Origin of the sequence: Brevundimonas sp. (assembly GCF_035627475.1) — a bacterium.
Lineage (GTDB): Bacteria > Pseudomonadota > Alphaproteobacteria > Caulobacterales > Caulobacteraceae > Brevundimonas.
Window position 1 is genome coordinate 1 of record NZ_DASPLR010000019.1, and the last position, 20,786, is coordinate 20,786.

Annotated in this window: 32 protein-coding genes; 17 read left to right on the forward strand and 15 right to left on the reverse strand. The window is 71.8% G+C overall.

Annotation, left to right across the window (positions count from 1 at the left end):
* Window positions 1-170: 170 nt before the first annotated feature.
* The 13 genes from VEA62_RS04385 to VEA62_RS04445 all read right to left on the reverse strand — a co-directional run bounded on the left by VEA62_RS04385 (window position 171) and on the right by VEA62_RS04445 (window position 9,668).
* Window positions 171-1,208, reverse strand: a complete 1,038-nt coding sequence (locus VEA62_RS04385) for a hypothetical protein (protein WP_324818906.1) — start codon at window positions 1,206-1,208, stop codon at window positions 171-173.
* A gap of 201 nt (window positions 1,209-1,409) precedes the next feature.
* Complete coding sequence (locus VEA62_RS04390) at window positions 1,410-3,308, reverse strand: hypothetical protein (RefSeq protein WP_324818908.1); 1,899 nt, start codon at window positions 3,306-3,308, stop codon at window positions 1,410-1,412.
* Window positions 3,305-4,498 carry a DUF7146 domain-containing protein gene (locus VEA62_RS04395; RefSeq protein ID WP_324818911.1) on the reverse strand — a complete coding sequence of 398 codons (1,194 nt, stop codon included), beginning with the start codon at window positions 4,496-4,498 and terminating at the stop codon, window positions 3,305-3,307. The genes VEA62_RS04390 and VEA62_RS04395 overlap by 4 nt, the downstream gene beginning before the upstream one ends.
* A complete protein-coding gene (locus tag VEA62_RS04400) occupies window positions 4,491-4,790 on the reverse strand; it encodes a hypothetical protein (RefSeq protein WP_324818913.1) in 300 nt (99 codons plus the stop codon). The genes VEA62_RS04395 and VEA62_RS04400 overlap by 8 nt, the downstream gene beginning before the upstream one ends.
* Complete coding sequence (locus tag VEA62_RS04405; RefSeq protein ID WP_324818915.1) at window positions 4,790-5,695, reverse strand: hypothetical protein; 906 nt, start codon at window positions 5,693-5,695, stop codon at window positions 4,790-4,792. The genes VEA62_RS04400 and VEA62_RS04405 overlap by 1 nt, the downstream gene beginning before the upstream one ends.
* A complete protein-coding gene (locus VEA62_RS04410; RefSeq protein ID WP_324818918.1) occupies window positions 5,692-6,147 on the reverse strand; it encodes a hypothetical protein in 456 nt (151 codons plus the stop codon). The genes VEA62_RS04405 and VEA62_RS04410 overlap by 4 nt, the downstream gene beginning before the upstream one ends.
* Complete coding sequence (locus VEA62_RS04415) at window positions 6,144-7,910, reverse strand: DNA cytosine methyltransferase (RefSeq protein ID WP_324818919.1); 1,767 nt, start codon at window positions 7,908-7,910, stop codon at window positions 6,144-6,146. Before VEA62_RS04415 ends, VEA62_RS04410 begins: the two co-directional genes overlap by 4 nt.
* Entirely contained in the window at window positions 7,903-8,124 is a 222-nt protein-coding gene (locus tag VEA62_RS04420) for a hypothetical protein (protein WP_324818921.1), read from the reverse strand. Before VEA62_RS04420 ends, VEA62_RS04415 begins: the two co-directional genes overlap by 8 nt.
* On the reverse strand, window positions 8,121-8,516 hold the full coding sequence (locus VEA62_RS04425) for a hypothetical protein (protein WP_324818923.1): 396 nt from the start codon (window positions 8,514-8,516) through the stop codon (window positions 8,121-8,123). The genes VEA62_RS04420 and VEA62_RS04425 overlap by 4 nt, the downstream gene beginning before the upstream one ends.
* Complete coding sequence (locus VEA62_RS04430; protein WP_324818925.1) at window positions 8,513-8,782, reverse strand: hypothetical protein; 270 nt, start codon at window positions 8,780-8,782, stop codon at window positions 8,513-8,515. Before VEA62_RS04430 ends, VEA62_RS04425 begins: the two co-directional genes overlap by 4 nt.
* Window positions 8,782-8,958 (reverse strand): hypothetical protein, encoded by a 177-nt coding sequence (locus VEA62_RS04435; RefSeq protein WP_324818927.1) that lies wholly within the window; start codon window positions 8,956-8,958, stop codon window positions 8,782-8,784. The genes VEA62_RS04430 and VEA62_RS04435 overlap by 1 nt, the downstream gene beginning before the upstream one ends.
* Entirely contained in the window at window positions 8,955-9,386 is a 432-nt protein-coding gene (locus VEA62_RS04440; RefSeq protein ID WP_324818929.1) for a hypothetical protein, read from the reverse strand. The genes VEA62_RS04435 and VEA62_RS04440 overlap by 4 nt, the downstream gene beginning before the upstream one ends.
* Before the next feature lie 21 nt (window positions 9,387-9,407).
* On the reverse strand, window positions 9,408-9,668 hold the full coding sequence (locus VEA62_RS04445) for a hypothetical protein (RefSeq protein WP_324818931.1): 261 nt from the start codon (window positions 9,666-9,668) through the stop codon (window positions 9,408-9,410).
* A gap of 88 nt (window positions 9,669-9,756) precedes the next feature.
* Here VEA62_RS04445 and VEA62_RS04450 point away from each other — a divergent pair, with 88 nt between their 5' ends.
* Window positions 9,757-10,446 carry a hypothetical protein gene (locus VEA62_RS04450; protein WP_324818933.1) on the forward strand — a complete coding sequence of 230 codons (690 nt, stop codon included), beginning with the start codon at window positions 9,757-9,759 and terminating at the stop codon, window positions 10,444-10,446.
* On the forward strand, window positions 10,446-10,811 hold the full coding sequence (locus tag VEA62_RS04455; RefSeq protein ID WP_324818937.1) for a nuclease: 366 nt from the start codon (window positions 10,446-10,448) through the stop codon (window positions 10,809-10,811). The genes VEA62_RS04450 and VEA62_RS04455 overlap by 1 nt, the downstream gene beginning before the upstream one ends.
* On the opposite strand, the gene VEA62_RS04460 is transcribed toward VEA62_RS04455, so the two are convergent.
* Window positions 10,808-11,578, reverse strand: a complete 771-nt coding sequence (locus VEA62_RS04460) for a TerB family tellurite resistance protein (RefSeq protein ID WP_324818940.1) — start codon at window positions 11,576-11,578, stop codon at window positions 10,808-10,810. The two genes, VEA62_RS04455 and VEA62_RS04460, sit on opposite strands and share 4 nt — an antisense overlap.
* Window positions 11,579-11,705: 127 nt before the next feature.
* Between VEA62_RS04460 and VEA62_RS04465 the strand changes: the two genes are divergently transcribed.
* The 15 genes from VEA62_RS04465 (at window position 11,706) to VEA62_RS04535 (ending at window position 20,298) form a co-directional block, all read left to right on the forward strand.
* A complete protein-coding gene (locus VEA62_RS04465) occupies window positions 11,706-12,044 on the forward strand; it encodes a hypothetical protein (RefSeq protein WP_324818944.1) in 339 nt (112 codons plus the stop codon).
* Window positions 12,044-12,205, forward strand: coding sequence for a hypothetical protein (locus tag VEA62_RS04470; RefSeq protein WP_324818947.1), 162 nt, complete (start codon window positions 12,044-12,046; stop codon window positions 12,203-12,205). The genes VEA62_RS04465 and VEA62_RS04470 overlap by 1 nt, the downstream gene beginning before the upstream one ends.
* Window positions 12,206-12,284: 79 nt before the next feature.
* The gene (locus VEA62_RS04475; protein ID WP_324818950.1) at window positions 12,285-12,743 is read left to right on the forward strand and encodes a hypothetical protein; all 459 of its coding nucleotides are present in this window, start codon (window positions 12,285-12,287) and stop codon (window positions 12,741-12,743) included.
* 11 nt (window positions 12,744-12,754) lie between these two features.
* The gene (locus VEA62_RS04480; RefSeq protein WP_324818954.1) at window positions 12,755-13,057 is read left to right on the forward strand and encodes a hypothetical protein; all 303 of its coding nucleotides are present in this window, start codon (window positions 12,755-12,757) and stop codon (window positions 13,055-13,057) included.
* Window positions 13,057-15,255, forward strand: coding sequence for a ParB/RepB/Spo0J family partition protein (locus VEA62_RS04485; protein WP_324818956.1), 2,199 nt, complete (start codon window positions 13,057-13,059; stop codon window positions 15,253-15,255). The genes VEA62_RS04480 and VEA62_RS04485 overlap by 1 nt, the downstream gene beginning before the upstream one ends.
* Window positions 15,252-15,443 (forward strand): hypothetical protein, encoded by a 192-nt coding sequence (locus VEA62_RS04490; protein ID WP_324818959.1) that lies wholly within the window; start codon window positions 15,252-15,254, stop codon window positions 15,441-15,443. The genes VEA62_RS04485 and VEA62_RS04490 overlap by 4 nt, the downstream gene beginning before the upstream one ends.
* 2 nt (window positions 15,444-15,445) lie before the next feature.
* A complete protein-coding gene (locus VEA62_RS04495; protein WP_324818961.1) occupies window positions 15,446-15,700 on the forward strand; it encodes a hypothetical protein in 255 nt (84 codons plus the stop codon).
* The gene (locus VEA62_RS04500) at window positions 15,693-16,016 is read left to right on the forward strand and encodes a hypothetical protein (protein ID WP_324818963.1); all 324 of its coding nucleotides are present in this window, start codon (window positions 15,693-15,695) and stop codon (window positions 16,014-16,016) included. The genes VEA62_RS04495 and VEA62_RS04500 overlap by 8 nt, the downstream gene beginning before the upstream one ends.
* A 4-nt stretch (window positions 16,017-16,020) precedes the next feature.
* Entirely contained in the window at window positions 16,021-16,197 is a 177-nt protein-coding gene (locus VEA62_RS04505; RefSeq protein ID WP_324818965.1) for a hypothetical protein, read from the forward strand.
* Window positions 16,194-17,363 carry a RelA/SpoT domain-containing protein gene (locus VEA62_RS04510; RefSeq protein ID WP_324818967.1) on the forward strand — a complete coding sequence of 390 codons (1,170 nt, stop codon included), beginning with the start codon at window positions 16,194-16,196 and terminating at the stop codon, window positions 17,361-17,363. The genes VEA62_RS04505 and VEA62_RS04510 overlap by 4 nt, the downstream gene beginning before the upstream one ends.
* Before the next feature lie 3 nt (window positions 17,364-17,366).
* The gene (locus VEA62_RS04515; protein WP_324818970.1) at window positions 17,367-19,031 is read left to right on the forward strand and encodes a recombinase family protein; all 1,665 of its coding nucleotides are present in this window, start codon (window positions 17,367-17,369) and stop codon (window positions 19,029-19,031) included.
* Between the two features lie 29 nt (window positions 19,032-19,060).
* Window positions 19,061-19,420, forward strand: a complete 360-nt coding sequence (locus tag VEA62_RS04520) for a DUF7693 family protein (protein ID WP_324818972.1) — start codon at window positions 19,061-19,063, stop codon at window positions 19,418-19,420.
* A 68-nt stretch (window positions 19,421-19,488) separates the two neighbouring features.
* On the forward strand, window positions 19,489-19,698 hold the full coding sequence (locus tag VEA62_RS04525; RefSeq protein WP_324818976.1) for a hypothetical protein: 210 nt from the start codon (window positions 19,489-19,491) through the stop codon (window positions 19,696-19,698).
* 1 nt (window position 19,699) lies between these two features.
* Window positions 19,700-20,002, forward strand: a complete 303-nt coding sequence (locus VEA62_RS04530) for a hypothetical protein (protein WP_324818978.1) — start codon at window positions 19,700-19,702, stop codon at window positions 20,000-20,002.
* Window positions 20,002-20,298 carry a hypothetical protein gene (locus VEA62_RS04535; protein WP_324818981.1) on the forward strand — a complete coding sequence of 99 codons (297 nt, stop codon included), beginning with the start codon at window positions 20,002-20,004 and terminating at the stop codon, window positions 20,296-20,298. The genes VEA62_RS04530 and VEA62_RS04535 overlap by 1 nt, the downstream gene beginning before the upstream one ends.
* Before the next feature lie 4 nt (window positions 20,299-20,302).
* On the opposite strand, the gene VEA62_RS04540 is transcribed toward VEA62_RS04535, so the two are convergent.
* Window positions 20,303-20,698 carry a hypothetical protein gene (locus tag VEA62_RS04540; protein ID WP_324818983.1) on the reverse strand — a complete coding sequence of 132 codons (396 nt, stop codon included), beginning with the start codon at window positions 20,696-20,698 and terminating at the stop codon, window positions 20,303-20,305.
* Window positions 20,699-20,786: the final 88 nt, after the last annotated feature.

The following is a 20,786-nucleotide window of genomic DNA, read 5'->3' on the forward strand; positions in this document are numbered from 1 at the left end:
CCCCGAAATGCCGTATACGTCAGGGGTTCGGGGAAGGACCCGCGGGGCCGTCGGGCCTCGAGGTCAAGTGCGATCGGCTCGCAGTTGTCGCTTTTCGGTCCACGAGAAAGCCCGCCGCGGCGGACCGGGCGGGCTCTGGACGCTCTGAGAGCGATGGACCCTGAATGCTCTTAGTGGCCCCGCCTGTCAAGCCGCGTGCCGAACAGCGGGTGCAGCACATCGAGGGAAGCCAGCAGGGCGCGGGTCGCCCGCTCCCTCGCCCGGCTCGCGGGCGCGAACTCACGCATGGACTTGCCTTCGCCGGCCACGGCCTTCAGCACTGCGACATGGTCCGCGCCGAGCTGCGCCGCGACCTCGGCGTCGAACTGCTGCAACTGTCGCATGCGCTGCGCAGTCCGCAGGCGAGACAGGTCCATGGCCGTGGCCGACCCTCGCCCCCCGCACCCGATGGCATCAAGCGGAGAAGACCAGCCGATGGTCGCGCTGCGGAAAATGTCGCGATAGGCAAAACCCGCCTGACGCTGCGCCAGGGACATGGCCACGGACATCAGGCCGTCGGCGTTCGACAGCCGCTTGACCCCCTCGCCGCCAGCGACCCGCGCGAGCTTCACATCCTCACCGGATCTCGCGGTCTCCAGCGCGCGCCGCTCGGCGAGCCCGGCCTCGACGGCCCGAACCTCCAGCCTCGCCTCATGCTGGGCCTGCACCTGGGCGCGCATGTCCTGCGCCATCTTGCGATTGATCCGCCCCTGCCGCCGCTCCGCCGCCGTGCGCTTGGCCCGCGCTTTCCGGTCCGCCGGGCACAGCCGGTCCGCATCGGCATCCAGGGCATCAGCCTGTCGCAGCACCTTCCGCTGCTCGTCCGTGAACGGGAGGTCTTCCTCAACCCGTGGCAGGGCCATGACGCGCTGACGCTCGGTCCGCCGAGCGCGACCGGCCAAGCGCGCGTTCTCGGCCTGCACCGCCTCGGCAGCCGCGCCGAGCACCGAGATGTATTCCGACCCGCTGACGCCTAGCTCGCGCTGCAGCCCCCACACGATCCGCTGCGCCTGGCGAACCCGCCCGGCATGGACCGCGTCGGCCGCCCGCGTCAGCGCCACCAACTGGGCCGGCGACAGGGCATCCCGCCCCAGCGGCGCCACGAATGGGATCCTGCCCACCATGATCACGGCCGGCGACTTCGGAGACACCCGGAAAGCCACGTTCATGACGCCCTCGCTGCACTGGCGACAGGCGTTCCAGCGGCGTTCCGGCCGGTGTTCCTGTCTATTTTATTGAAAGGTCTTAGGAAAAGAGAGGGTGGAACGGTTGGAACGCCTGGAACGGCAGTTCTCACGCGCGCACGGGCGCACCCTCGCAGGTGCGGGCCGACCGTTCCGCGCGTTCCACCCGTTCCGGGCGGCCATTTGTCACCGGAAATCAATGTCATCCTCCGGAACGGGAAGCGGAACGCCGCCGGAACGCGCCGTCGTGGAGGCGGCTCTTTCCAACCAGGGGGTGAGGGGGATGACGGTTGCGCGCTGCTTCCCGGCCAGGCCGAAGCGGATGCTGTCCCGGTGCCCGATGCGATAGGCGTCCCCCAGGGCGTCGAGGTAGGCGAACGTCCGCTTCCAGTCGGGCCACCGGCTGCGGGCGAACAGCTTCTCCAGGAACGGGTGCCGGTTGGCCACCAGGAGGAAGGGATCGCCCTGTTCCTCCAGCACACGCAGGCCCAGGTGCTTCAGCACATCCTCGGAGTCGGAGCGGGTCTCGTGGTCGATCCAGCGCTGGATCCACTCGCCGACCTTCAGCCGCCGCTCGTGTTTGCTCTTGCCGCTGTCGGCGTCGAACAGGAACAGCAGGGCGTCGGCGCCCGGATTGGACACGGTCTCGCTCGCCGCCCGCTGGTCCAGCAGCGGCTGCCAGAACCGCGCCTCTTCCAACGCCTCCTCCCGCGTCAGCGGGCTGTCGTGCAGCAGCAGCCGCCGCCCCGCCGCCAGGGTCGAGATCAGGTCCGCCGTCCGCGGCGCCTCCCCGGCCTCCGTCAGGGCCTGCATCATCGCCGCCACGTCGTCGCGGAACCGGTCCGCCTGGGTCAGCGCCCGCGTCAGCAGCGCGGGGGACTTGTCCGCCGCCTCCGAGATGGCCGCCTTGAGCACCGCCCGCGACGGAAGCGCCCTCTCCTCGCCGGGGGTCCGGGGGGTGGTGAGCGGCAGCAGCCGCACTTCCGCCACCCGCGTGGCCAGGGCCGGGTCCAGCCGCGGCGGACTGATCGCCGCCATCAGCACCGAGCCGACCGCCGTCTGGGTCATCGACCCGCCGTCGACCGCGCCCTGCTTCCGCGACGCCCCCGACCCGGTCGCCATCAGGCGCAGCATGTCGAGCACCCGCTCGACCGCGCCCGGCCCGTTGGCCCCGTCGCTGGCCTCCAGCTCGTCCAGCAGCACGGGCCTGGCCATGCCGGCGATGTCGCTGCGCAAGCCCGCCTCGGTGAAGCTGGTCACCACATCGCCGGACACCGCCGACAGCAGGGCGTGGACGAACTCCAGGAAGGTGGTCTTGCCCGACCCGGCCAGGGCGTAGAGCAGCAGGTGCACGCGGAACGCCGGGACCGCGCCCAGCATCGCCGCCATCACCCATCCCAGCACCAGGTCGCGGCCCGTCAGCCCCTCGTCGCCGATCGGCTCGAACCGCCACCAATCCAGCCGCTCCGAGATCCACGTCCCGTCCGCGCGACCGGCCGGCTTCGCCGACGGCGCTTCGGCCGCGGGCTGCAGCAGGTAGAGCGGCCCCTTGGCCACCTTCAGCGCCTCGCCGATGGTCTGTTTCACCGGCGCCGGCCCGTCCCCGTAGGTCCAGATCTCGTCGCCCTTGTGCAGCACCACCTCGCCCGCCGTGCCCGGCCAGACGCCCAGGCCCCGCACCGTGCGCCGGCGGTCGAACTTGCCCTTGTCGCGGCAGGCGCGGACGAACCACATCACCGCGGCCAGCTGCTCGAATTCGTCCCTCTTGTTCCGGAACAGGGTCAGGAAGTGCGCGCCCGCCCGGCAAACGAAGATGTCGGTGCGCAGCATCGGTCCGATCTTCGACGCCGGCTCGCTGCGGATCTCGCCCTCGGGCATGGCGAAGACCACGTTCTTGCCTTCGAACCCCAGCGGCGTGACGGGACAGACCGCCAGGTCCGGGTCCGGCATGGGGAACAGGGCCTTGGGGGGTGCCTCGGCCTTCTCCCCGGCCGAAGCCGGCGCGTCGTCGTCCGGCGCGTCGCGCACCGCGGCCTCATCCATGACGGCCCCGGCCAGGACTTCGATGGTGGGGTCCTCACTCACGCCGCACGCTCACTCTCTGCCCGCAGCACCCGCTGCAGTTCGGTGTTGAAATCCGCCCCCGGCGAAGGCGCTACGGCGCTGGCCCGCGCCCCCGTCGCCGTCCAGGCCGCGACGGCCAGGCGCGCGCACATCGACGCCCGCGCCTCGCTGTCCAGCAGGTAGTTCAGGGGCCTGCGCACCCCGGCGCGACCGGCGCGATGGGCCCGGCCCTTCACCCGCCACGGGCTCATGTCGCGATCGACCCCGATGACGACCCGCGCCCAGGGCGAGGCCTCTGGCGCGGGCCAGGTGAAGGGCGGCCGCGCCGGATCCGGCTGCGGATCGTCGACGTCGATGCAGCCGTCGGCGTCCCGCAGCACCCCGCCCTGCAGCCGCCCGAGGCTCAGCGCCGCCACGGCCCGCATGGGCCGCCCCGTCCGCATCCGCTCGATCGTCGCCAGCGACAGCGTCGTCTCGATCCCCTCGGCCACGGCCAGGTCCCCCTCGCCGTCCGGCCCGATCAGCCAGCCCCCGCCGTAGACGCCGTCCAGCATCTGCGGGCCCAGCATCTTCTTCCCCAGCGCCTTGTCGCGGCCCGACCCGTCCTTCAGCAGGAACGTCGCGTGCACCCCGCCGGTGAAGCCCGCCGGCGTCTGCACCCGCAGCAGCATGGCCGGCGCCCGCTTCCACGCCCCATCCACCCACTCCGCCTTCGCCGAGGGGTGGAAGTGCAGCTGCGGCGCGGCCATCGCCACGACCTCAGGCGCGATCCCCCGCGCCTTCACGAGGTAGCGTTCGGCCAGTGAGCCCTCGAAGGCCCGGGCCCCGTCCCACATCTCCGCCGCGCGCTTCGCCTTGCGGTCGTCGTCGGCCGTCGGCGCAGGCCTGCCCGTCGCCACGACCGGCTCGGCCGGCGGGCGGTAGTCGCCGCCCATCAGGGCCCTGACCGCCTCCACCACCCCGGCCGCCTTGTGCAGCTCGCGGTACAGGTCGACGACGTCCCCGCCCCGGTCGCAGTCCGCCCAACACCGCCAGCGCCCCGCGGCCGGATAGACCGCGAACGGCGCCGACTTCGACCCCTTGCCCGACTGGCAGATCGGGCACACGCCCCGCCGCTCGTTCTTCCCCGCCGACAGCTTCGTGTACTGGCCGGCGAAATCCTCCAGCGACACCCGCTCGTGCACGTCGTCGAACATGGACCGCTCAGCCATGGGCGGCCTCCGTGCGAGCGGCGCTCGCAGAGGCGCTTTCGATCGACCGGATCCACTTCACCAGGATCTCGATGTTCAGCGGCGCGCCGGCCTTCACCGCGCGCCGCTGATGTTCGGGGCAGTAGCGACGGCGCCGGGCCGGGGCGCAGCAGAACAGGGTCGCGGCGCCCTCCCCGCCGACCGGCCAGCAGCACTCGCCGGCGGCGCGCCCCATCAGGGTCGCGGGGCGCGATGCGGCGACCGCGCCGGTGAAGGCCACGACCTCACGCGGCGGGCGGGGGGCTGCGGCCATCACGCCGCCTCCCGCACGGCGAACGCCGCGTCGCTCGGCCGCGTCAGGCGGGCTTCCGCCCCCGGCGGGATGTCGATGATCCGGGCCTCGCCGCGGAACGGGCGGACCTGGGCAAAGATGAACACGGCGTAGTCCGTGGCCGTGGACCCGTCTTCCTCGTACCGGCCGCGATGGATCGGCAGCCGCTCGCTGAAGGGCGCCAACCAGGCCATCGGCCGCTCGCCGTGCAGCAGGGCGAAGCCCATGCCGCACCGGTCCCACGACCGGCGGATGAACTGCTCGATGCAGTCGTCGTGGAACGGCGGGTTGGTCGCGATCAGGTCCACCCGCCCGAAAGGCGGCGGCGCATCCGACGTGTAGTCGTACAGCACGTCGCCTAGGCCGTAGTCGAAGGCGTCGGAGGTGTGCACGGTCGGGAAGTAGTCGCGCAGGCCGTGCGCCATGTGGTGCGCCCCGGCGGCCGCCTCCCACAGCGACCGGGCGCGCGGGAACTTGCGCCGCAAGATCTCGCCCACCACTCGCCCGCCCCAGGGCGCGGTCGGATAGAAGCTGACGCCGTCCTTCTCCGGCGTGGACGCCACGCTGCCCTGGGGGCCGGAGCGGGCGCGCATCGGCTGGGTGTGTTCGGTCCGCGTCGACCAGCGCTTGGCCCGGGCCGCGACCAGCGGCGAACACCGCTCCCACGCATCCGCCGCCGCCGGCAGGGCCGCGCGGTAGCGCTGGCCGCCTAGGCGGTCCGACCCCATCCGCTCGGCCAGGCCCATCTGCACCAGCACCGCCAGCACGGCCCCGTCCATGACGCCGCGCACCGAACAGGTCCCGCCAGGCCCGACCTCGATCAGCTTTCCCAGCACGGCCAGCCGCGTCGGCGACATGGGGATGTGGTTGAAGACGGCGGCGGTCACAGGTGCCAGTCCCCATCGCGATAGACTTCGAAGCGGAGACGGCGCGGATCAAACCGGAGAAACTGGGCAGACCATCCGGCGTAGAGCGTGGCGTGGTCGAAGTAGAGGACCCCCAAGGCGTCGAGGCCGTTATCCCCGAGCCGTCGGCCCAAGAGGATGGCAAGGCTGCAACCGAGGCGCATCAGCCCGCGCCGCCACAGCGGCATCTCTGCTACGTCGCCGTCGATCGCGCAGTCCTGACCGGTGCCGTCGTAAAGGGGGGCGGTCCACAGATGGCCCAGGGCACGCCGGATGGCGGCTCGGTCGGCCGCGTCCTCCTCGACGTACATCTCGCGCATCAGGCAGTCCCAGCGCACGTTCGACATGCCGTTTTCGAACGTCAGCCCGTGACGCGCCTCCAGGCTGGCAAGCCTTGCGCGATTGGCCGCGACCCGGTCAGCGAGCGCGCTCATGCCGCCACCCGCTCGGGCTGGGCCGCGTCGAAGTTCGCGGCGATCAGGGCGGCCGCGGGGTCGGGGCAGACCATGTTGCCGACCATCTTGTTGATGTCGGTCTTGGTCACGCGGTTGCCGGCGACGTCGAAGCCCAGGACGTAGCCCTTGGGCACGCCCATGGCCGCCGCCAGCTCCGTCTCCGGGTCCAGCATCCGCATGCCGATGTCGACGATGCGCCAGGCCACGCCCGCCACCACCACCAGGCCAAAGCGGGCGCGGCTGGTCACGCTGTGCAGCGGATCGGCCAGATCCTGCGCCGTCGCCGTGCCGTAGTACTTCACCAGGAAGGCGCGCAGCTCGCGCTCGCGGCCGAAGGGCACGGCCATGTCCTGGTCGGCCTCGAGGATGGTTTCCAGCAGGCCGTGGTGCCCGCCCTGGGCGCACACCGCGCCCAGGGGCTCGCCGACGTCGCCGCCATTGCCTTCGTTGGACCCCCGGAACTGCGTCAGGGCCGCCGTCACCAGCCGCTGGTTGGCGGCCTTGCTGGCGATCGTTGACACCGGCGACCGGGCGTCGTGGCCGACCATCCCGGTGTTCGCCTGTTCCATGAAGGCGGCGACCAGGCTGTGGCGTGGCGCGCCGGCCATGACCGTGTGCAGCGGTTCGGTCGGCAGGTAGCCCCGGCCGTTCTCCGAAAACTTGGTCAGGAAGGCCGAGGCCGGGGGGAACCGCGGCGAGGCCGTCACCGTGTGCAGCGGGTCTTCGAGGGACGACGCCCGCACGTTGGCCGGGTCGCGCTCGCCGTAGAACGACGTCAGCACCGGCGCCACCATGGCGAACTCCCCACGCTTGGCGCAGGTCACCGTCTTCAGCGGGTCGCGGACGTCGTAGGTCCGGCTGTCGCCCTTGTGCGTCACCGGCACGATGAACGGGTCGGCGTTGCCGATGGTGTAGCGCAGCAGCCCCTTGGCGATGCGCGCCAGGGTCGCTTCCTCCAGCGGGCGCTTCACCCGCAGGACCCGGGCCTCCTCCGGCGACAGGAAGATCGACGGGCAGGGCCGCGACCAGTCGATGATGTCCGCCGCCGCCCGATACGGCTTCAGGCCCCGGGCCGCGGCGGTCTGGCGCGGCGCGTGGGTCGGCGCCGGCCACACGATGGGCCGGCCGTCGCGCCGGGCGATCAGGAACAGGCGCTTGCGGCTGGTCGGCGCGCCGTAGTCGGCGGCGTTCAGGATGCGCCATTCCACGGCGTAACCGCAGGCCTCCAGCCGCCGCACCCACTTGGCGAACGTCTGCCCCTTGCGCGCCGGGTCGGGGACCAGCCCGCCCTTGCCGTCCGGCTTCACCGGCCCCCAGGTCAGGAACTCCTCGACGTTCTCCAGCATGATCACGTCGGGCTTGCGCAGCTTGGCCCAGGGGATGGCCACCCAGGCCAGGCCGCGCACCCGCTCGCTCACCGGTGCCCCGCCCTTGGCCTTGGAGAAGTGGCGGCAGTCCGGCGACAGCCACAGCAGCTCGATCTCCTCACCCGGGCACACGTCGCGGCAGTCGGTGTCGAAGATGTCGGCGCAGTAGTGCGCGGCCTCCGGAAAGTTGCGCTCGTGCACCGCCAGCGCCGTGGGCCAGTGGTTAAGCGCCGCATCCACGGCCCCCAGCACATGGTGAATGGCGATGGACGATCCGCCCCCGCCGGCGAAGCCGACCACGCGCCGCTTGCGGCGGCCCTGCAGGGCGATGGAATCAGATGCGAGCGGCGCTCGTGCGAAGGAGCCATCAGCCACGGGCGGCCTCCACGGCGGCGAGCGCCTCTTCGCAGGCGAGCCGCACGTCCGGCTCGGAGCGGCCCAACATGCCGGCGATGTCGGCCCAGCCGGCGCGCAGACGGCGCTTCTGCAGGGCGAAGTCGATCTCCCAGGCGCTCATCGGCCCGCGGCGGACGCCCACCCCGTACCCCATGCCGAGGCAGGAGGCGTTGCGGTTGAAGCGCGGGCTCATCCGAACACGTCCCGGCGCGGCTCGCGCTCCGGCAGGATCTCGGCCGGCGCCGCCCGCTCCGAGGCGTCGGCCCCGGTGACGGAGACGCCCTCGACGGCATCGAGATGACGCTTCAGCCGCGCCAGCCCTTCGGCCCGCAGTTGGTCGGGCAGGTTCGGAACGGCCTGGGCGGTGCGCACCAGCAGGTACAGCGGGCTGCCCCGCCAGCGCTGTGCCCGGGGCAGGGTCGAGCGCGCGGCGGACGTCGCCGCGGCCTCCAGCTCGGCCATCCCGGCCTCGGGATCGGCCAGCACAGCGGCCGCCGCCCGGCCCAGCCGATCGAATCGGACCAGGTCGTCGGCCAGGGCCTCGCCGACCAGCAGCGACCGGCGGAACTTCGGGGCCCGCTTCACGAGGCGCCCCCGAACTTCGAGCGCAGGAACCCGCCCAGGCCTGCGGGCCTGGGCTCGGCCGGCAGCCCCAACCGCTCGCACAGCGAGGCATATGCCTCTTCCGGCGTGCGCCTCTGCAGGGCGTCCAGCACCAGGTTCATCTCCCCGCCGGTCACGGCGAACCGTTCCGCCAGCGCGTGAAGGTCGGGGAAGACGCCCAGGCTGTTGGGCGTGACGCGGACCTGGGCGAGGTAGCGCATGGCCTCGAGGGTCAGGGGAGCCGCCATCACTCCGCCCTCCCGCGCACGACGCCCGGCGCCAGCCAGGCCGGTGCGCCCTGCGGAAACCGCTGCGGCTGTCGCGAGGCGCCCGGCGTCAGCCGCCCCGGCCGCTCGGGCCAGCCGGTGACCTGACCGAGGATCGACCAGGCGTCGCGCAGGTCAGGAAGGTCGCGGGCGGTCATTGGCCGCGACCCAGGCGGATCGTGCGGGCGACCTCGTCCAGCTGCTCGCGCGCCTGTTCGATCTGGTGCAGGGCCGCGTCGCCCTCGGCCATCGAGAGCTGGCCGTCCTTCGTCGCCAGGCGCAGGCGTTGCTGCAGGTCGACGACCGCCTCGGTCGCCTCCAGCGCCCCGTTCAGGGCGCACTCCTCGGCCGTGCCTTCGTCGGGGCCGGACTGGAACAGGGCCCGGCTGTAGATCCGCTTGCCGCAGAACTGCTCCAGGTCCCAGATCACGTCCGCCGGCATGACCGCGTCGTGGTTGGGGTTCTGGTATTCGCCGAGCCGCTGGGCGCAGCCCTTGCGGTTGACCAGGGCCGCCGCCGCCGCGGCCAGCCCGCCGCATTCTCCGATCAGGCGCCGGGCGTGAAACTTGTGCTGGAGCCGGTTCATAGGAACGAACGCCTCGCTTTCCTACTGCGCCGGCGCCTGCGCGAGGGCAGGTTCGACGGCGTCATCACAGGGGGTTTCCGATGGTCCGTCCGGCAGTTCCGATTCGAGCCCGGCCAACACCTGCTCGACCCGTGCGAGGGTCAGGACGCCGATGTCTCCGCCTGCCCGCAGCAGGCCGATCTTCTTGCCGTCGTTGAACAGGAGGGTGCTCAGCCGCGCGTCACTGACGTTGCGGCGGGCCCGATAGGCGTCGCAGCGTGCGAGGAATTGCGAGATGGACATGGTCGGATTGTATGCGGGCAGTTGCCCGCATGGTCAAGGGCAAGAACCCGCGTTCATGTGCGGGCAGTTGCGCGGCAGTGTCGCGGCCATGTCCACGACCCTGCTGAACCGGATAGACGAGCGGCTCGAGGCCCTCGGTAAGTCGCCCGAGGGCGCGTCGCGCGAGGCTGGCCTGGGCCGGGACTTCATCCGGACCCTGCGCCGTCGCCCGGAGACCTCGCCCCGCGCCGAGAACCTGGCCAAGCTGGCGAGCGTGCTGGCCTGCAGCGTCGACTACCTGCTGGGCGTCACCGACGAGCCGGGCGAAGGCCCTCCCCTGCCCCTACAGCCCGAGACCATGTTGCCCATCCGCTATGAGGTGGCCGCCGGCGCCTGGCTGGCGACGGACGAGGCCGTGGACGAGCCGCTCGGCGTGCACCGGGCCCAGCTGGTCGAAGGCTACGAGCGCTGGCCGCAGTGGCTGGAGCGCGTGCGCGGCGACTCCTACAATCGCTTCATCCCCGACGGCGCCCTGATCCACGTCGTCGACGCCATAGCCATGGGTTACGAGCCCGCCCACGAAGACGTCGTTGTCGTCGTCCGCACCCGCGCCCAGGGAGCCTTCCGCGAGCGCACGGTGAAACAGGTCGTTCTGGCGCCCGAGGGCATTCAGCTCTGGCCGCGATCCTACAACGACAAGTGGTCCCAGCCGCTCGACGTCGGCGAGGACATGAACCTGGAGAACGGCGACACGGTCGAGATCGTGGCCAAGGTTCTCCGCGCCTACGTGTCCTTCTGATGCGAGCGCCGCTCGTCGCTGGCGTCTTCGTCCTGGGGCTGGCCGCCAGCCCTGCGCTCGCGGACCCCTGCGAAGCGCCCCTGCCCACCCGTGAGGGCCAGACCTTCTCCGGCCCGATCGGCTGGGTGATCGACGGCGACAGCATCTGTGTGCGCACGGCCGACGGCCTGGTCGAGGTGCGACTGGAGGACGCCGACGCGGCCGAACTCGGCACGCCCGAAGGCGAGGCGGCCAAGCGGCGGATGATGCGCAACAAGGCCCGGCACGCGGTCTGCACCGTCCGCCGCGGTCGCAACGGCCGCACGACCAGCTACGACCGGGTGATCGCCGTCTGCCGCGTCGGCGGGGTCAGCCTCGGCCGCTAGAGCTTGCCGGCGGCTTCGAGGCGTCGCGCGATCTCGTCGACGAACGCGATCTCCTCGACGTCGACCTCCCCGTCGGCGTCCACCACCCGACGCAGGGACCGCATCAGCAGCCGGGCGTCGCCGTCCCGTTCGCAGATCCGGTCCAGGGCCCGATAGAAGGCGCGCTCGTCCGGCACGAACGATGCGGCGCGGCGCCGGATTTCCCCCTCGTCCAGCGCGTCGTCGGCGCTGTCGAAGACGTGCTTCACGATCTCATCCATCTCGTCGGGATCGAGCATGCCGTCGGCGGCGCCGACGAAGGTCAGCAGAATGATCTCGTCGCGGCAGGCCTGCATGGCCAGGATCTCGTTCGACAGCCCGGACAGCACGTCGGCCGTCGCGGGGCGCAGGAACGGATGGCTGCGGAAATAGGCGAGGCCGTCGTCGTGCACCTCGCCCGTCGCCAGGTCCGTCAGCTCGACGATGCGCGATCCCAGGAAGCTGCGCAGAGCATTGCGAAAATGGCAGATCGCCCCGACCCGGACCTCGTCCAACTCCTCGCGCAGGGATCGGACGGTGATGCAGCGCCCGGTCAGGTCCTTCTTCGCGTCGGTGTAGACCATGTGGAAGGCGATGGGGTCCGCCGGAGGCGCGTCGACCATCACCATCATGGCGTCGTCGTCGAACGCTGCGCCGCCGACCGGCCGCCCGAAACGCTCCGCCCTGGCCTCCGCCGCGCGCCCCGTCAGAGCCGATCGCACGCGCACGAAATGTTCGAAGTTCAGCATGTTCCCCCGCCTCCCCACTCAACCTAGGCGCGGCCCGCGGGATCGTCATGCGGGTTCTTGCCCGCTTTTGTATTGACGCGGGCAGTTGCCCGCATCATGGTGCGACGTCTTCATCGGAGCGTTCGCCATGTCCGACCTGCCCACCCTCTACACCGCGCCAACCGTGGAAGATGTCCGCCACGCCCTCCACGCCATGCCCGGCGACGCCGACGCCTTCGCCGTCGCGGGCGACCGCGATGACCTCGCGCCCTGCGTCTTCCTGCGCATCGACCGTCAGGTCTGGCGCTTCGCGCCGGTCGACGCGATCGAACTGTCCGCCCGCCTCGGCGCCGGCGAGCGCGGCCCGCGCCTCAACCTCGCCCGCCAGGTCGCCCTGGCCGGCTGCATCGCCTTCACCCGTCAGGTCGCCGAGAGCCGCAAGTCCGGCGTGCTCGACGCGCTGGCGCACGAACAGGCGGCCGCCTGATGGCCCTTCAGCACAACATCACCGGCCACGAGGCCAGCGGGCCGCACGTCATCGTCCGCCAGTTTCCCGGCGCGCGACGCCTCCCCGCCTGGGCCATCCACGTCCTGGTCGCGCTGGCCAGCGGCACGCTCGCCTTCCTGCTCTGCAAGGCCGGGCTGTGAGCGCCCTCCTGACCTTCCTCGCCCGCCGCTCCCGCCGCATCCGGCTGGTGCGCCGCTGGGGCCGCTGGAGCGTGGCGCGATGAGCGCCCCCGCCTTCCAGACCCGGGCCGAGGCCGCCGCCCAGGCGACCGCGAGCGGCGCTCGCATGTCGCCCGCCGACTTCGCCAACCTGTTGGCGGCCCGGCGCGCGGTCGGCATTCATCTCACCCCCTTCGCGCCGCGGCTCGCCCACGCCGCCATCGACGACAAACGCCGCTGGATCAGCTCGCCCCAGGCCCGGCCCCTGAAGGCCGTGCAGACGGCGCTCGTGAAGATCGGCAAGCGCCCCGATCAGGTCAGCCTGGGCGACTACGGCGGGGAGCCCGCCCTGCTGGCGTCGCCCCCGACGCACCTGCACCCACACCTCAGCGGCGAGCCGGACGGCCTCGTCCCCTTCGCCGTCTTCCACACCGGCGTCACCGCCCCGGAGGCCCGCGCCTGCCTCGAGCAGCTGGCCGCCGAAGGCTGGACCCCGGCCGACGACCAACCCGCCCACTGAAAGGCCCGATCATGCCCACCCACGACGACACATCGACGATGAGCGCCCGGGACCGGCGCATCTATCGCAAGCTGCGCGAACTCGCCGGAAGCGACGGCTACGCCTTCGTCATCCTCCGCGGCGAGGGGGCCGAGCTCTACGCCCACGGACAGCCGGCCGAGATGATCCTCGCCGCGCGCCGCCTGCTGGAATCCGTCTGCGAACACATCCCGGCGGACAGCGAATGCAGCGGGTGCAGCACCCTGCGCGGCCTCGCCGAGGCGGGCCTGATCGGCACCACCCCGCCCAGCCCCTCCAGCACCGAGTGCCACTGATGAGCAGCATCACCCCGACCGTGCTGGCGGTCTCCAACGCGCCCCTGATCCGCTGGATCGCCGAGAACCCCGGCGCCGAACCCGGCTGGACCGCGCTCGGCCGAGCGGTCGGGCGCGACACGTCCAACGTGGCCCGCTCCGTCGCCGCCCTGCGCGCCGCCGGCTTCGTCGCCGCCGACAGCCTGACCCTGACCGCCGCCGGTCGCGCCCTGCTGCCCGGTCTCGACGCCCTCGAAGGCCGCTCTCCTGCCCCTCCTGGGGGAGGTGGACGCGAAGCGGACGGAGGGGGCAATGCCGCCCCGACCGCCTGGCCCCACGATCGCCTGCGCCCCAACCCGCTCAATCCCCGCAAGGCCATCGACCCCGTCGAGCTGGAGGGGCTGGCCGAGACCATCGTGTCCGGCCGCCAGATCCAGCCCGTGGTGACCTTCCCCGCCGACGAGCATGGCGTCCGCACCCTGCGCGCCGGCGAGCGCCGCTGGCGGGCCGTCGGCCTGCTGATCGAACAGGGCCGCCTGCCCGCCGGCCACCCCATGCCCTTCGTCGAGGCCCCCTCCGAGCCCGGCCAGGAAGAGGCCGAGACCCTGCTCGACGCCCTGGTCGAGAACGGCCAGCGGGCGAACCTGCCGGCCCTGGATGAAGCCCAGGCCTACGCCGCCCTGATCGAGCGCACCGGCTGGTCCGCCGCCGAGGCCGCTCGCCGCACCGGCAAGCACGTCCGCCTGGTGCAGGAAGCCGTCCAGATCATCCGCAAGGCCACGCCAGAGGCCATCGCGGCGCACAAGCGCGGGGAGATGACGTGGGAGGCCCTGCGCGAAAGCTGCCGCGACCTCGACCTGACCGACAAGCTGGCCCTGGTGCTGGTGGAACTGGCGGACAAGGTGGAGACGGACGGGGTCCACGTCCCCGCCTCCTGGGCTCCGAAAGCGGACGCCTACCGCTGGGCGGAACTGGTCTTCGTCCCCCGCGGGGGCGGCGCCGCCACCCTCTACGAACGCGGCCTGATCGAACTGATCGAACGCGGCCCGCACGGCCTCGCCCGGGTCCGCACCGAAGACCCGCGCGTCGAGCGCTGGCTGGCGGAACACGGCTTTCACGACCGCCGCGCCGAACTGCTTGCCGAGATCCGCACCGCCGTCGTCGGCGACACGGCGGCGAAGCTCGCGGCCGACGAAGGATTCTACGTCACCGACTTCCTCCGCACCGTGGATCCGGCGCAGACCGCCCTGGAGGATTTCACCACCCCCGGCGCCCTGCGCGCCGACCCGGCCGACGCCGCCGACGCCCTGCAGGCCCGCGTCGAACGCGAGAACCCGGTGCGCGACAGCGCCTCTCCTCCCCCGCCTGGGGGAGGTGGCCGCGAAGCGGACGGAGGGGGCTCAGCCGACGCCCCGACCCTCAAGCCCCGCACCGCGCTGGCCCTGATCGAACTGGCCCGCGCCTGCCAGACCCGCGACCTCGTCCACGCGGGCATCAACGGCTCGGCGACCCAGGTCCACCAGGAATGGACCTCGGCCGAGTTCTGCGAACTGCTGCACCACAAGCTGGCGAAGACCGTCGTTCTGCCCGGCAAGCCCCGCGCCGCCATGCTGACCGACGCCGGCCGCGCCGAGCTGGTCCGCCGCGGCTGGGCCTATCCGACCGCCGACGGCGCCGGCATCCACTACAACCCCAAGGGCCTCGACGCCGCCCGCCAGGCCGCGGGCCTACCGGCCCTGACCGACGACACCTGGCACGACAACGCCAGCGCCTTCCTCGACCTCAGCGCCGCCCTGCCGCCGCGCCAGGCGGGCGACCTGCCGCCGCTCACCCCGGCCCCCGACATCCTGCCGCCCGACCGCCCCGGCGAGCCCGGCGCCATGGACGCCGAAGTCTCCCGCGGCCAGGAACTGGCCGCCCGCGCCGCCCGCCTGGTCGCCCAGGGCGTCGGCAGCGACGAAGACATCGCCGAGTTCCGCGAGCTGCTGCTGGACTGCATCGGCGAAGGCCCGGTCCAGTACGGCGACAACGGCTACCTGCTGAACGCCCGCGAGGAAGTGCTGGCCGTCATCGACCCCGAAGGCGACCAGCCCTACGGCCTCGAGGCCGTGCTGGCCATGCTGACCGTCTACGCCGTCAACGGCCTGGCCGGCCTCCCCAACCCCTTCAAGCCCAAGCCGGTGGAGTCCACCCGCGACTTCGAAATGGCGGGTGCGTGATGATCCCGCTCGCCATCCTCGGCCTGGTCTACCTCGCGGGTACGCTGGTCGGTGCCTGGGCGATCCGCTGGGTCGGCCTGCGCTGGCTCTGGCTGGCCCTGCTCTGGCCGCTGGCCATCCCCTTCCTAACCGCCAGCGCCCTGGCCCGCCGGCGCACCTTCACCCCCTACCTGCAACTGGAGCCGTGAGCATGACCCGCCTCACCCGCACCTTCAGCCAGGACGACGCCAACGCGGGCCGCACCTGGTGGAGCGACAACATCGGCCGCTACGTCCGCCTCCAGGATATCCCCCTGACCGAACTGGCGCGCCTCGTCGCCAACGCGCGCGGCCACTGGCCCGGCGCATCCGTGGGCTCTGTGCACCAGGACCTGCTGGCGGCGACGACCGAGGAACTCGACCGGCGCCGGACCGGCTGGGGCCGGAAGGAGCCCGGCCATGCCTGAGACCCTCCGCTTCTCTGCCGCGCCGGAGGCGCCCGAGCTGGTCCCCGGCAAGGTCTGGCACGAGATCCTGACCGCCCTGGTGGGCGACGACCGCGCCCGCATGTCCTACCGCGACCTGCGCAACATGACCGGACAGGGCGAAGACCTGTCCAACCGCGCGCGGCACAAGCGGATGTGGGTCGCCATCAGCCCCATGCTCGACGCCGGCTGGATCGCCGCCAGCCGCGGCGAGGTCCGCATCCTCCCCGCCGGCCGGCGCGAGCTCGACGCCTGCAACCGGCGAGCGGCGCTCGCCCAGGCCGGCGAGGCCGCCTGACCCCATGCCCGCGCTCCGGCTCATGCTCGCCGCCGACCGGCCGGAGGCTCCCGCCTCCGAGCCCTCGCGGCCGCTTGAGCCGGAACTCGTCGACCTGATCCGCGCCATGGCCCGCGCCGACGCCGCCCGTGAGGCTCACTGCAGCGAGGCGGTTGTGCCTCTCGCAACAGCCAGCGTATGACTCCGACCGCTTCCGCCAACTCAGAGTGGAGCGATCTCGACGGGTTCCACGTGCCCAAGCACTCGAAACGAGAGATAAACGCCGTCGGCGAGAAGCTCCGCGGTTTCCTGCCATATCCCTACAGCGACGAAACCGTCCAAATCTTCCGGACCGTTCACGAGCTTCGTCTGGCTCACGTCGAGCCAATGCGGCGGGCGCGCCGGGAGCTCTCTACCGCTGCACGCAAACTGAGCGAGAGCGGACTGACCGCTGGGCGGTTGAAGAGGATCAGCTCCATACGGAACAAGCTGCGTCGGACGCCTTTGACCCTCTACGACATCCAGGACATCGGCGGGTGCAGGGCCATCATGCCGGACATGGACAGCGTGCGTGCCCTCGTGGGCTTCTATGACGGCGGATCGTCTCGATATCAGGCCGCGCGCCACTGGCGCTACATCGACGAGCCTAAGCCGAGCGGCTACCGCAGCCACCATATTACGCTGCATGTTCGCGACGAGGATGGCGTCAGCATTACCACCCGACGGCGGATCGAAGTCCAACTCCGAACGCGCCTGCAGCACGCATGGGCGACGGCCGTGGAAGCCGTCGGCTTGGTCAACGATCAAGACTTGAAGGCCGGCCGTGGCTGCCCGCGCTGGCTTCGGCTTTTCACTCTCATGTCATCGGTCATCGCCGCCGAGGAGGGCTGCCCCACAGTCCCCGGAACTCCGGCCGATCGTGCAGAGCTGCTCAACGAACTGGCGGAGGTTGAGGCTCACTTGGGGGCGATCGCCAACCTGCACAGCTACAACGAGGCGATCCGACTTACGAACGAGTACGCCCGGATGCCCGGTCAGTCGTTCGTCGTTGAATACGACAACATCAACAGGTCGGTGCGGGTGCGCAGCAACACTCAGTTTCGACTAACGGCCGAGGCATCGTTCGTCGCCGAGACCAGCCAAGAATACCCCCAGGCTGTTCTCATCGAAGTGGACCGGGTCGGCGACTTGCGGGCCGCATATCCGAACTACTTCCTCGACGTTCAGTTGTTCACCGACCGGATGGCCGCGGCTGTGACCGAAGCCAGGCGGAGCCGCCCTGGCCGCCACTCAGTTGCGAGTGAGCCTGGCCGGAAGTGGGGCAGCCTTTCTTGGCTGCGCGACAACTACGGCAAGTCGAAGGACTAGCCCATGACCGCCCGCGTCGCCCTCTACGCCCGCTACAGCTCCGACCGCCAGAACGCCCGCTCGATCGAGGACCAGGTCGCGGTCCTGACACGCCACGCCGCCGCGCGGGGCTGGGCCGTGGTCGACGTCTTCTCCGATGCGGCGATCTCCGGCGCCCACATGTTCAACCGACCGGGCCTGAACGCGGCCCTGGACCTGGGCGAGCGCGGCGGCTTCGACATCCTGCTGGCCGAGGACGAGGACCGCATCGCGCGCAACCTCGAGCACCAGGCCCACGTCTTCAACCGGCTGCGCGCGGCCGGCATCGCCATCGCCACCCTCTCGACCGACGCCATCGGCATCCTCGAGGTCGGGCTCAAGGGGGTGATGAACGAACTCTACCTCGACGCCCTGTCGGCCAAGACGAAACGCGGCATGGCCAGCAACGCCGAGAAAGGCCTGGCCACCGGCTCGCGTCTCTACGGATACCGCTCCAGCCCGGGCGGCGAGGTCGTGATCGTCGAGGAGGAGGCAGCCGTCGTGCGCCGGATCTGCGAGGCCTACGCCGACGGCGCGACGCCCCGGGCCATCGCCGCCCAGCTGAACCGCGAGGGCGTTCCGGGTCCGCGCGGCGGCATGTGGAACAGCTCCAGCATCAACGGCTCGGTCCAGCGCGGCAACGGCATCCTGAACAGCGAGGCCTATGCCGGGGTGAAGGTGTACGGCCGGATCCGCGAGACCAAGGACCGCGCCACCGGCGCCCGACGCTCCATCGCCCTGCCGCCGGAACAGTGGAAGCGCACCCCGGCCCCGCACCTGCGCATCGTGCCCGACGAGATCTGGCGCCGCGTCCGCGCCCGCAAGGCCCGCGAGGCGGGCGTCCGGCCCGAGCGCCTGGTGCGCCGTCCGGGGCTGCTGTCGGGCCTGCTCAAATGCCGCTGCGGGGCCTCCTACACCGCGACCAGCGGAGGCCGGCTGCAGTGCGCCGCCGCGCGCGAGAAGGGTCCGGCGGCCTGCACGAACCGCCGCATCGTCCTCGGCCGAGACGTCGAGCGGCGCGTGCTGGAGGGCCTGTCGCAGCGCCTGCTGCATCCCGAGGCCGTCCGGATCTACGTCGAGGAATACCGCCGGGCCGCCGCCGCCCAGCGCGCCGTCGCCGTGAACCGTCGCCAGCCCCTGGAAAAGCGCATCGCAGTGCTGGAGCGCAAGGCCGAGCGCCTGCTCGACGAACTGCTGGACCTCGACAAGGCCGACCCCATGGCCGCCCAGGTGCGCGCCCGCATCGCCGCGGCCAACGCCGAGGCCGCCGAGGCCCGCGCCGAACTCGCCGCCATCCCCGACGAGGCCGCCGCCAACGCCCCCATCCAGCTCCACCCCGAAGCCGCCGCCGCATGGCGGCGCCAGGTCGAGCAGCTGCACGCCTACCTGTCCGACGCCGCGCGGTCGTCTACCGACGCCGACCGCCGCCTCGTCGACGTCGCCCGCGGCCTGATCGACCGCATCGAGATCCAGCCCACGTCCGACGCCCGCGGCGCCCCCGTCGACCTCATCCTGCATGGAAGACTGGCCGGCCTCATGGACGCCGGCGAACACCTGGACCGCTCGCTTTGTACAGGAGCGTTGGTGGTTGGGGGCCACTGCAGCCGCTGGCATACTTCGCCGACCGTCGCGCTGCGGCTTGATTTTTAAGGGGGCAGGCGATGAGCGACCAAGCGCCTATGACCGACACATGGGGCTATCGCCCGCCGCCCGTCACCCCCGCCGTCTCGCGTGAGGAGGCCGTGGCCCAAGTGCGGGCTATGGCGACGGGAGATGTCACCTTCACGCTGGAGCGGTCGTGGGCAGACGTCTTCTGCGGCAACGTCGTAGCGCGGCTCGCCAACGGCTGGACCGTCGAAATATTCAACGACTGCGACGATCTGGATTACGTCGACGTGGTCGTGGCGCCCGATGGACGCCGGTCAACGTTTGAGGATTGGCTGGGGCCCGACGATGGGGGGCGGGACCGTTTCTGGGAGGCCAGCACTTGCCTCTCAGAAGGCGAGTACCGCCAGCTGCTGCAGGCCCTGCGAGGCTAGGGAAAGCCTAGGAACGGCCGGAACATCCCGTGAACACCCTCTGGACTCGCGAGCGGCGCTCGCTCTAGATGGCGGCCAGCCCGGTCGGTCGGCGCCTGCCTGGTCTGAACATGGACAATCCGCTTCCTGCCCCTGCCCCGGTCGCCCTGCGCTGCGGGGTCTGCGACTTCGTGCAGCTGGCCGTGCCGACGCCGGCGCCGACGGGCCCGGCCAGCCGGGTCTGGCTGGTGCATGCGCCCAGCTGCCCGGAGTGCGGCGATCCCGACTTCGGGCGCTGACATGGCTGAGCCGCGCGACATCACCGGCCTTCCCGGCATGGCCGTGCAGTTCCGTTGTCTGCGCTGCGGCGCGGTGTCGGACCGGCCGACCGGCCACCTGGTGCGGACCTACGGCGTCACCACCCTGGCCGAGGCCGAGCGGCGGGCCCGCTGCCTGCGCTACATCGGCGGCGAGCGGTGCGCCGGCCGGGCGATCGCCACCCTGATCGAACGCCTGGTCGCGCCGGAGCCCGGCTTCGCCAACGCCCGGCCGGTCGACCCGAACATCGACGACGTCTTCCCGCTCGATCGCCAGCCGGACTGATGGGCCATCGCAACAAGGATCGCTGGACCCTGGCCGACTGGCGGCCGGGCCACGAGAGCGTCGGCGCCATGCTGCGCTCGAACTGGGAGGTGCTGGCCGAGTGCGACCACTGCCGCCGCAAGCGCATCGTCCGCCTGGGCATGATCGTCCGCTTCATGGGGCCGGAGGTGAGCCTCTGGAACCGCCGCTCGCGCTGCTACGCCTACCCGCCCTGCCCCGGCTTCGAACACTTCTCGGCCCGGCCGCCGGGCGCGGTTCAGTACTTCAGGCTCGAGGGGCGGGATCCGCCGGTCTAGAGCCTCACGCCGGCCCCGGAGAGGCGGCTGCAGGGTCCAGCCGCTCGACGGGGTCGACGTCGCGATTGCAGAAGCGGCAGATCCTCGCCGCCGCCTTGATCGTCTCGGCGCACCAGGGACAGTCGCGGGTGTCGCCCGACGGCGCGGCGGCGGCCGCGGTCGCGGCGCCCTGGGCCGCCGTCGTGTTCGCCACCAGCTGCGCCAGCGCGGCGTCCCGGGCCACACGGCGGGCGTCTTCCTCGGCCTTGCGCTCCGGGCTCTTCAGGAAAAGGGAGCACGGCAGGGCGACGATGAAGAGCGCCGCGCCGAACAGCCACCAGAGCAGGAAATTGTGCCCCCTGGACGCCGCGATGACGCCCGGAATGAGGCCGATCAGCATGCAGGCGATCAGTAGTTCCATGAGACTCCCCTCGGCGCACCGTGCAGCCTGGCGTTGTGAAGCGCAAGGCCGGGGTGTCGCCGCGCGCTTGACCCCGCACACCCGCCTC

Coding starts and splice junctions, on each gene's coding strand:
- VEA62_RS04385 (WP_324818906.1), bottom strand. CDS start 1,208: ATGAACGTGGCTTTCCGGGTGTCTCCGAAGTCGCCGGCCGTGATCATG.
- VEA62_RS04395 (WP_324818911.1), bottom strand. CDS start 4,498: ATGGCTGAGCGGTCCATGTTCGACGACGTGCACGAGCGGGTGTCGCTG.
- VEA62_RS04400 (WP_324818913.1), bottom strand. CDS start 4,790: ATGGCCGCAGCCCCCCGCCCGCCGCGTGAGGTCGTGGCCTTCACCGGC.
- VEA62_RS04410 (WP_324818918.1), bottom strand. CDS start 6,147: ATGAGCGCGCTCGCTGACCGGGTCGCGGCCAATCGCGCAAGGCTTGCC.
- VEA62_RS04420 (WP_324818921.1), bottom strand. CDS start 8,124: ATGAGCCCGCGCTTCAACCGCAACGCCTCCTGCCTCGGCATGGGGTAC.
- VEA62_RS04430 (WP_324818925.1), bottom strand. CDS start 8,782: ATGGCGGCTCCCCTGACCCTCGAGGCCATGCGCTACCTCGCCCAGGTC.
- VEA62_RS04435 (WP_324818927.1), bottom strand. CDS start 8,958: ATGACCGCCCGCGACCTTCCTGACCTGCGCGACGCCTGGTCGATCCTC.
- VEA62_RS04440 (WP_324818929.1), bottom strand. CDS start 9,386: ATGAACCGGCTCCAGCACAAGTTTCACGCCCGGCGCCTGATCGGAGAA.
- VEA62_RS04445 (WP_324818931.1), bottom strand. CDS start 9,668: ATGTCCATCTCGCAATTCCTCGCACGCTGCGACGCCTATCGGGCCCGC.
- VEA62_RS04450 (WP_324818933.1), top strand. CDS start 9,757: ATGTCCACGACCCTGCTGAACCGGATAGACGAGCGGCTCGAGGCCCTC.
- VEA62_RS04455 (WP_324818937.1), top strand. CDS start 10,446: ATGCGAGCGCCGCTCGTCGCTGGCGTCTTCGTCCTGGGGCTGGCCGCC.
- VEA62_RS04460 (WP_324818940.1), bottom strand. CDS start 11,578: ATGCTGAACTTCGAACATTTCGTGCGCGTGCGATCGGCTCTGACGGGG.
- VEA62_RS04465 (WP_324818944.1), top strand. CDS start 11,706: ATGTCCGACCTGCCCACCCTCTACACCGCGCCAACCGTGGAAGATGTC.
- VEA62_RS04470 (WP_324818947.1), top strand. CDS start 12,044: ATGGCCCTTCAGCACAACATCACCGGCCACGAGGCCAGCGGGCCGCAC.
- VEA62_RS04475 (WP_324818950.1), top strand. CDS start 12,285: ATGAGCGCCCCCGCCTTCCAGACCCGGGCCGAGGCCGCCGCCCAGGCG.
- VEA62_RS04480 (WP_324818954.1), top strand. CDS start 12,755: ATGCCCACCCACGACGACACATCGACGATGAGCGCCCGGGACCGGCGC.
- VEA62_RS04485 (WP_324818956.1), top strand. CDS start 13,057: ATGAGCAGCATCACCCCGACCGTGCTGGCGGTCTCCAACGCGCCCCTG.
- VEA62_RS04495 (WP_324818961.1), top strand. CDS start 15,446: ATGACCCGCCTCACCCGCACCTTCAGCCAGGACGACGCCAACGCGGGC.
- VEA62_RS04500 (WP_324818963.1), top strand. CDS start 15,693: ATGCCTGAGACCCTCCGCTTCTCTGCCGCGCCGGAGGCGCCCGAGCTG.
- VEA62_RS04505 (WP_324818965.1), top strand. CDS start 16,021: ATGCCCGCGCTCCGGCTCATGCTCGCCGCCGACCGGCCGGAGGCTCCC.
- VEA62_RS04510 (WP_324818967.1), top strand. CDS start 16,194: ATGACTCCGACCGCTTCCGCCAACTCAGAGTGGAGCGATCTCGACGGG.
- VEA62_RS04515 (WP_324818970.1), top strand. CDS start 17,367: ATGACCGCCCGCGTCGCCCTCTACGCCCGCTACAGCTCCGACCGCCAG.
- VEA62_RS04520 (WP_324818972.1), top strand. CDS start 19,061: ATGACCGACACATGGGGCTATCGCCCGCCGCCCGTCACCCCCGCCGTC.
- VEA62_RS04525 (WP_324818976.1), top strand. CDS start 19,489: ATGGCGGCCAGCCCGGTCGGTCGGCGCCTGCCTGGTCTGAACATGGAC.
- VEA62_RS04530 (WP_324818978.1), top strand. CDS start 19,700: ATGGCTGAGCCGCGCGACATCACCGGCCTTCCCGGCATGGCCGTGCAG.
- VEA62_RS04535 (WP_324818981.1), top strand. CDS start 20,002: ATGGGCCATCGCAACAAGGATCGCTGGACCCTGGCCGACTGGCGGCCG.
- VEA62_RS04540 (WP_324818983.1), bottom strand. CDS start 20,698: ATGGAACTACTGATCGCCTGCATGCTGATCGGCCTCATTCCGGGCGTC.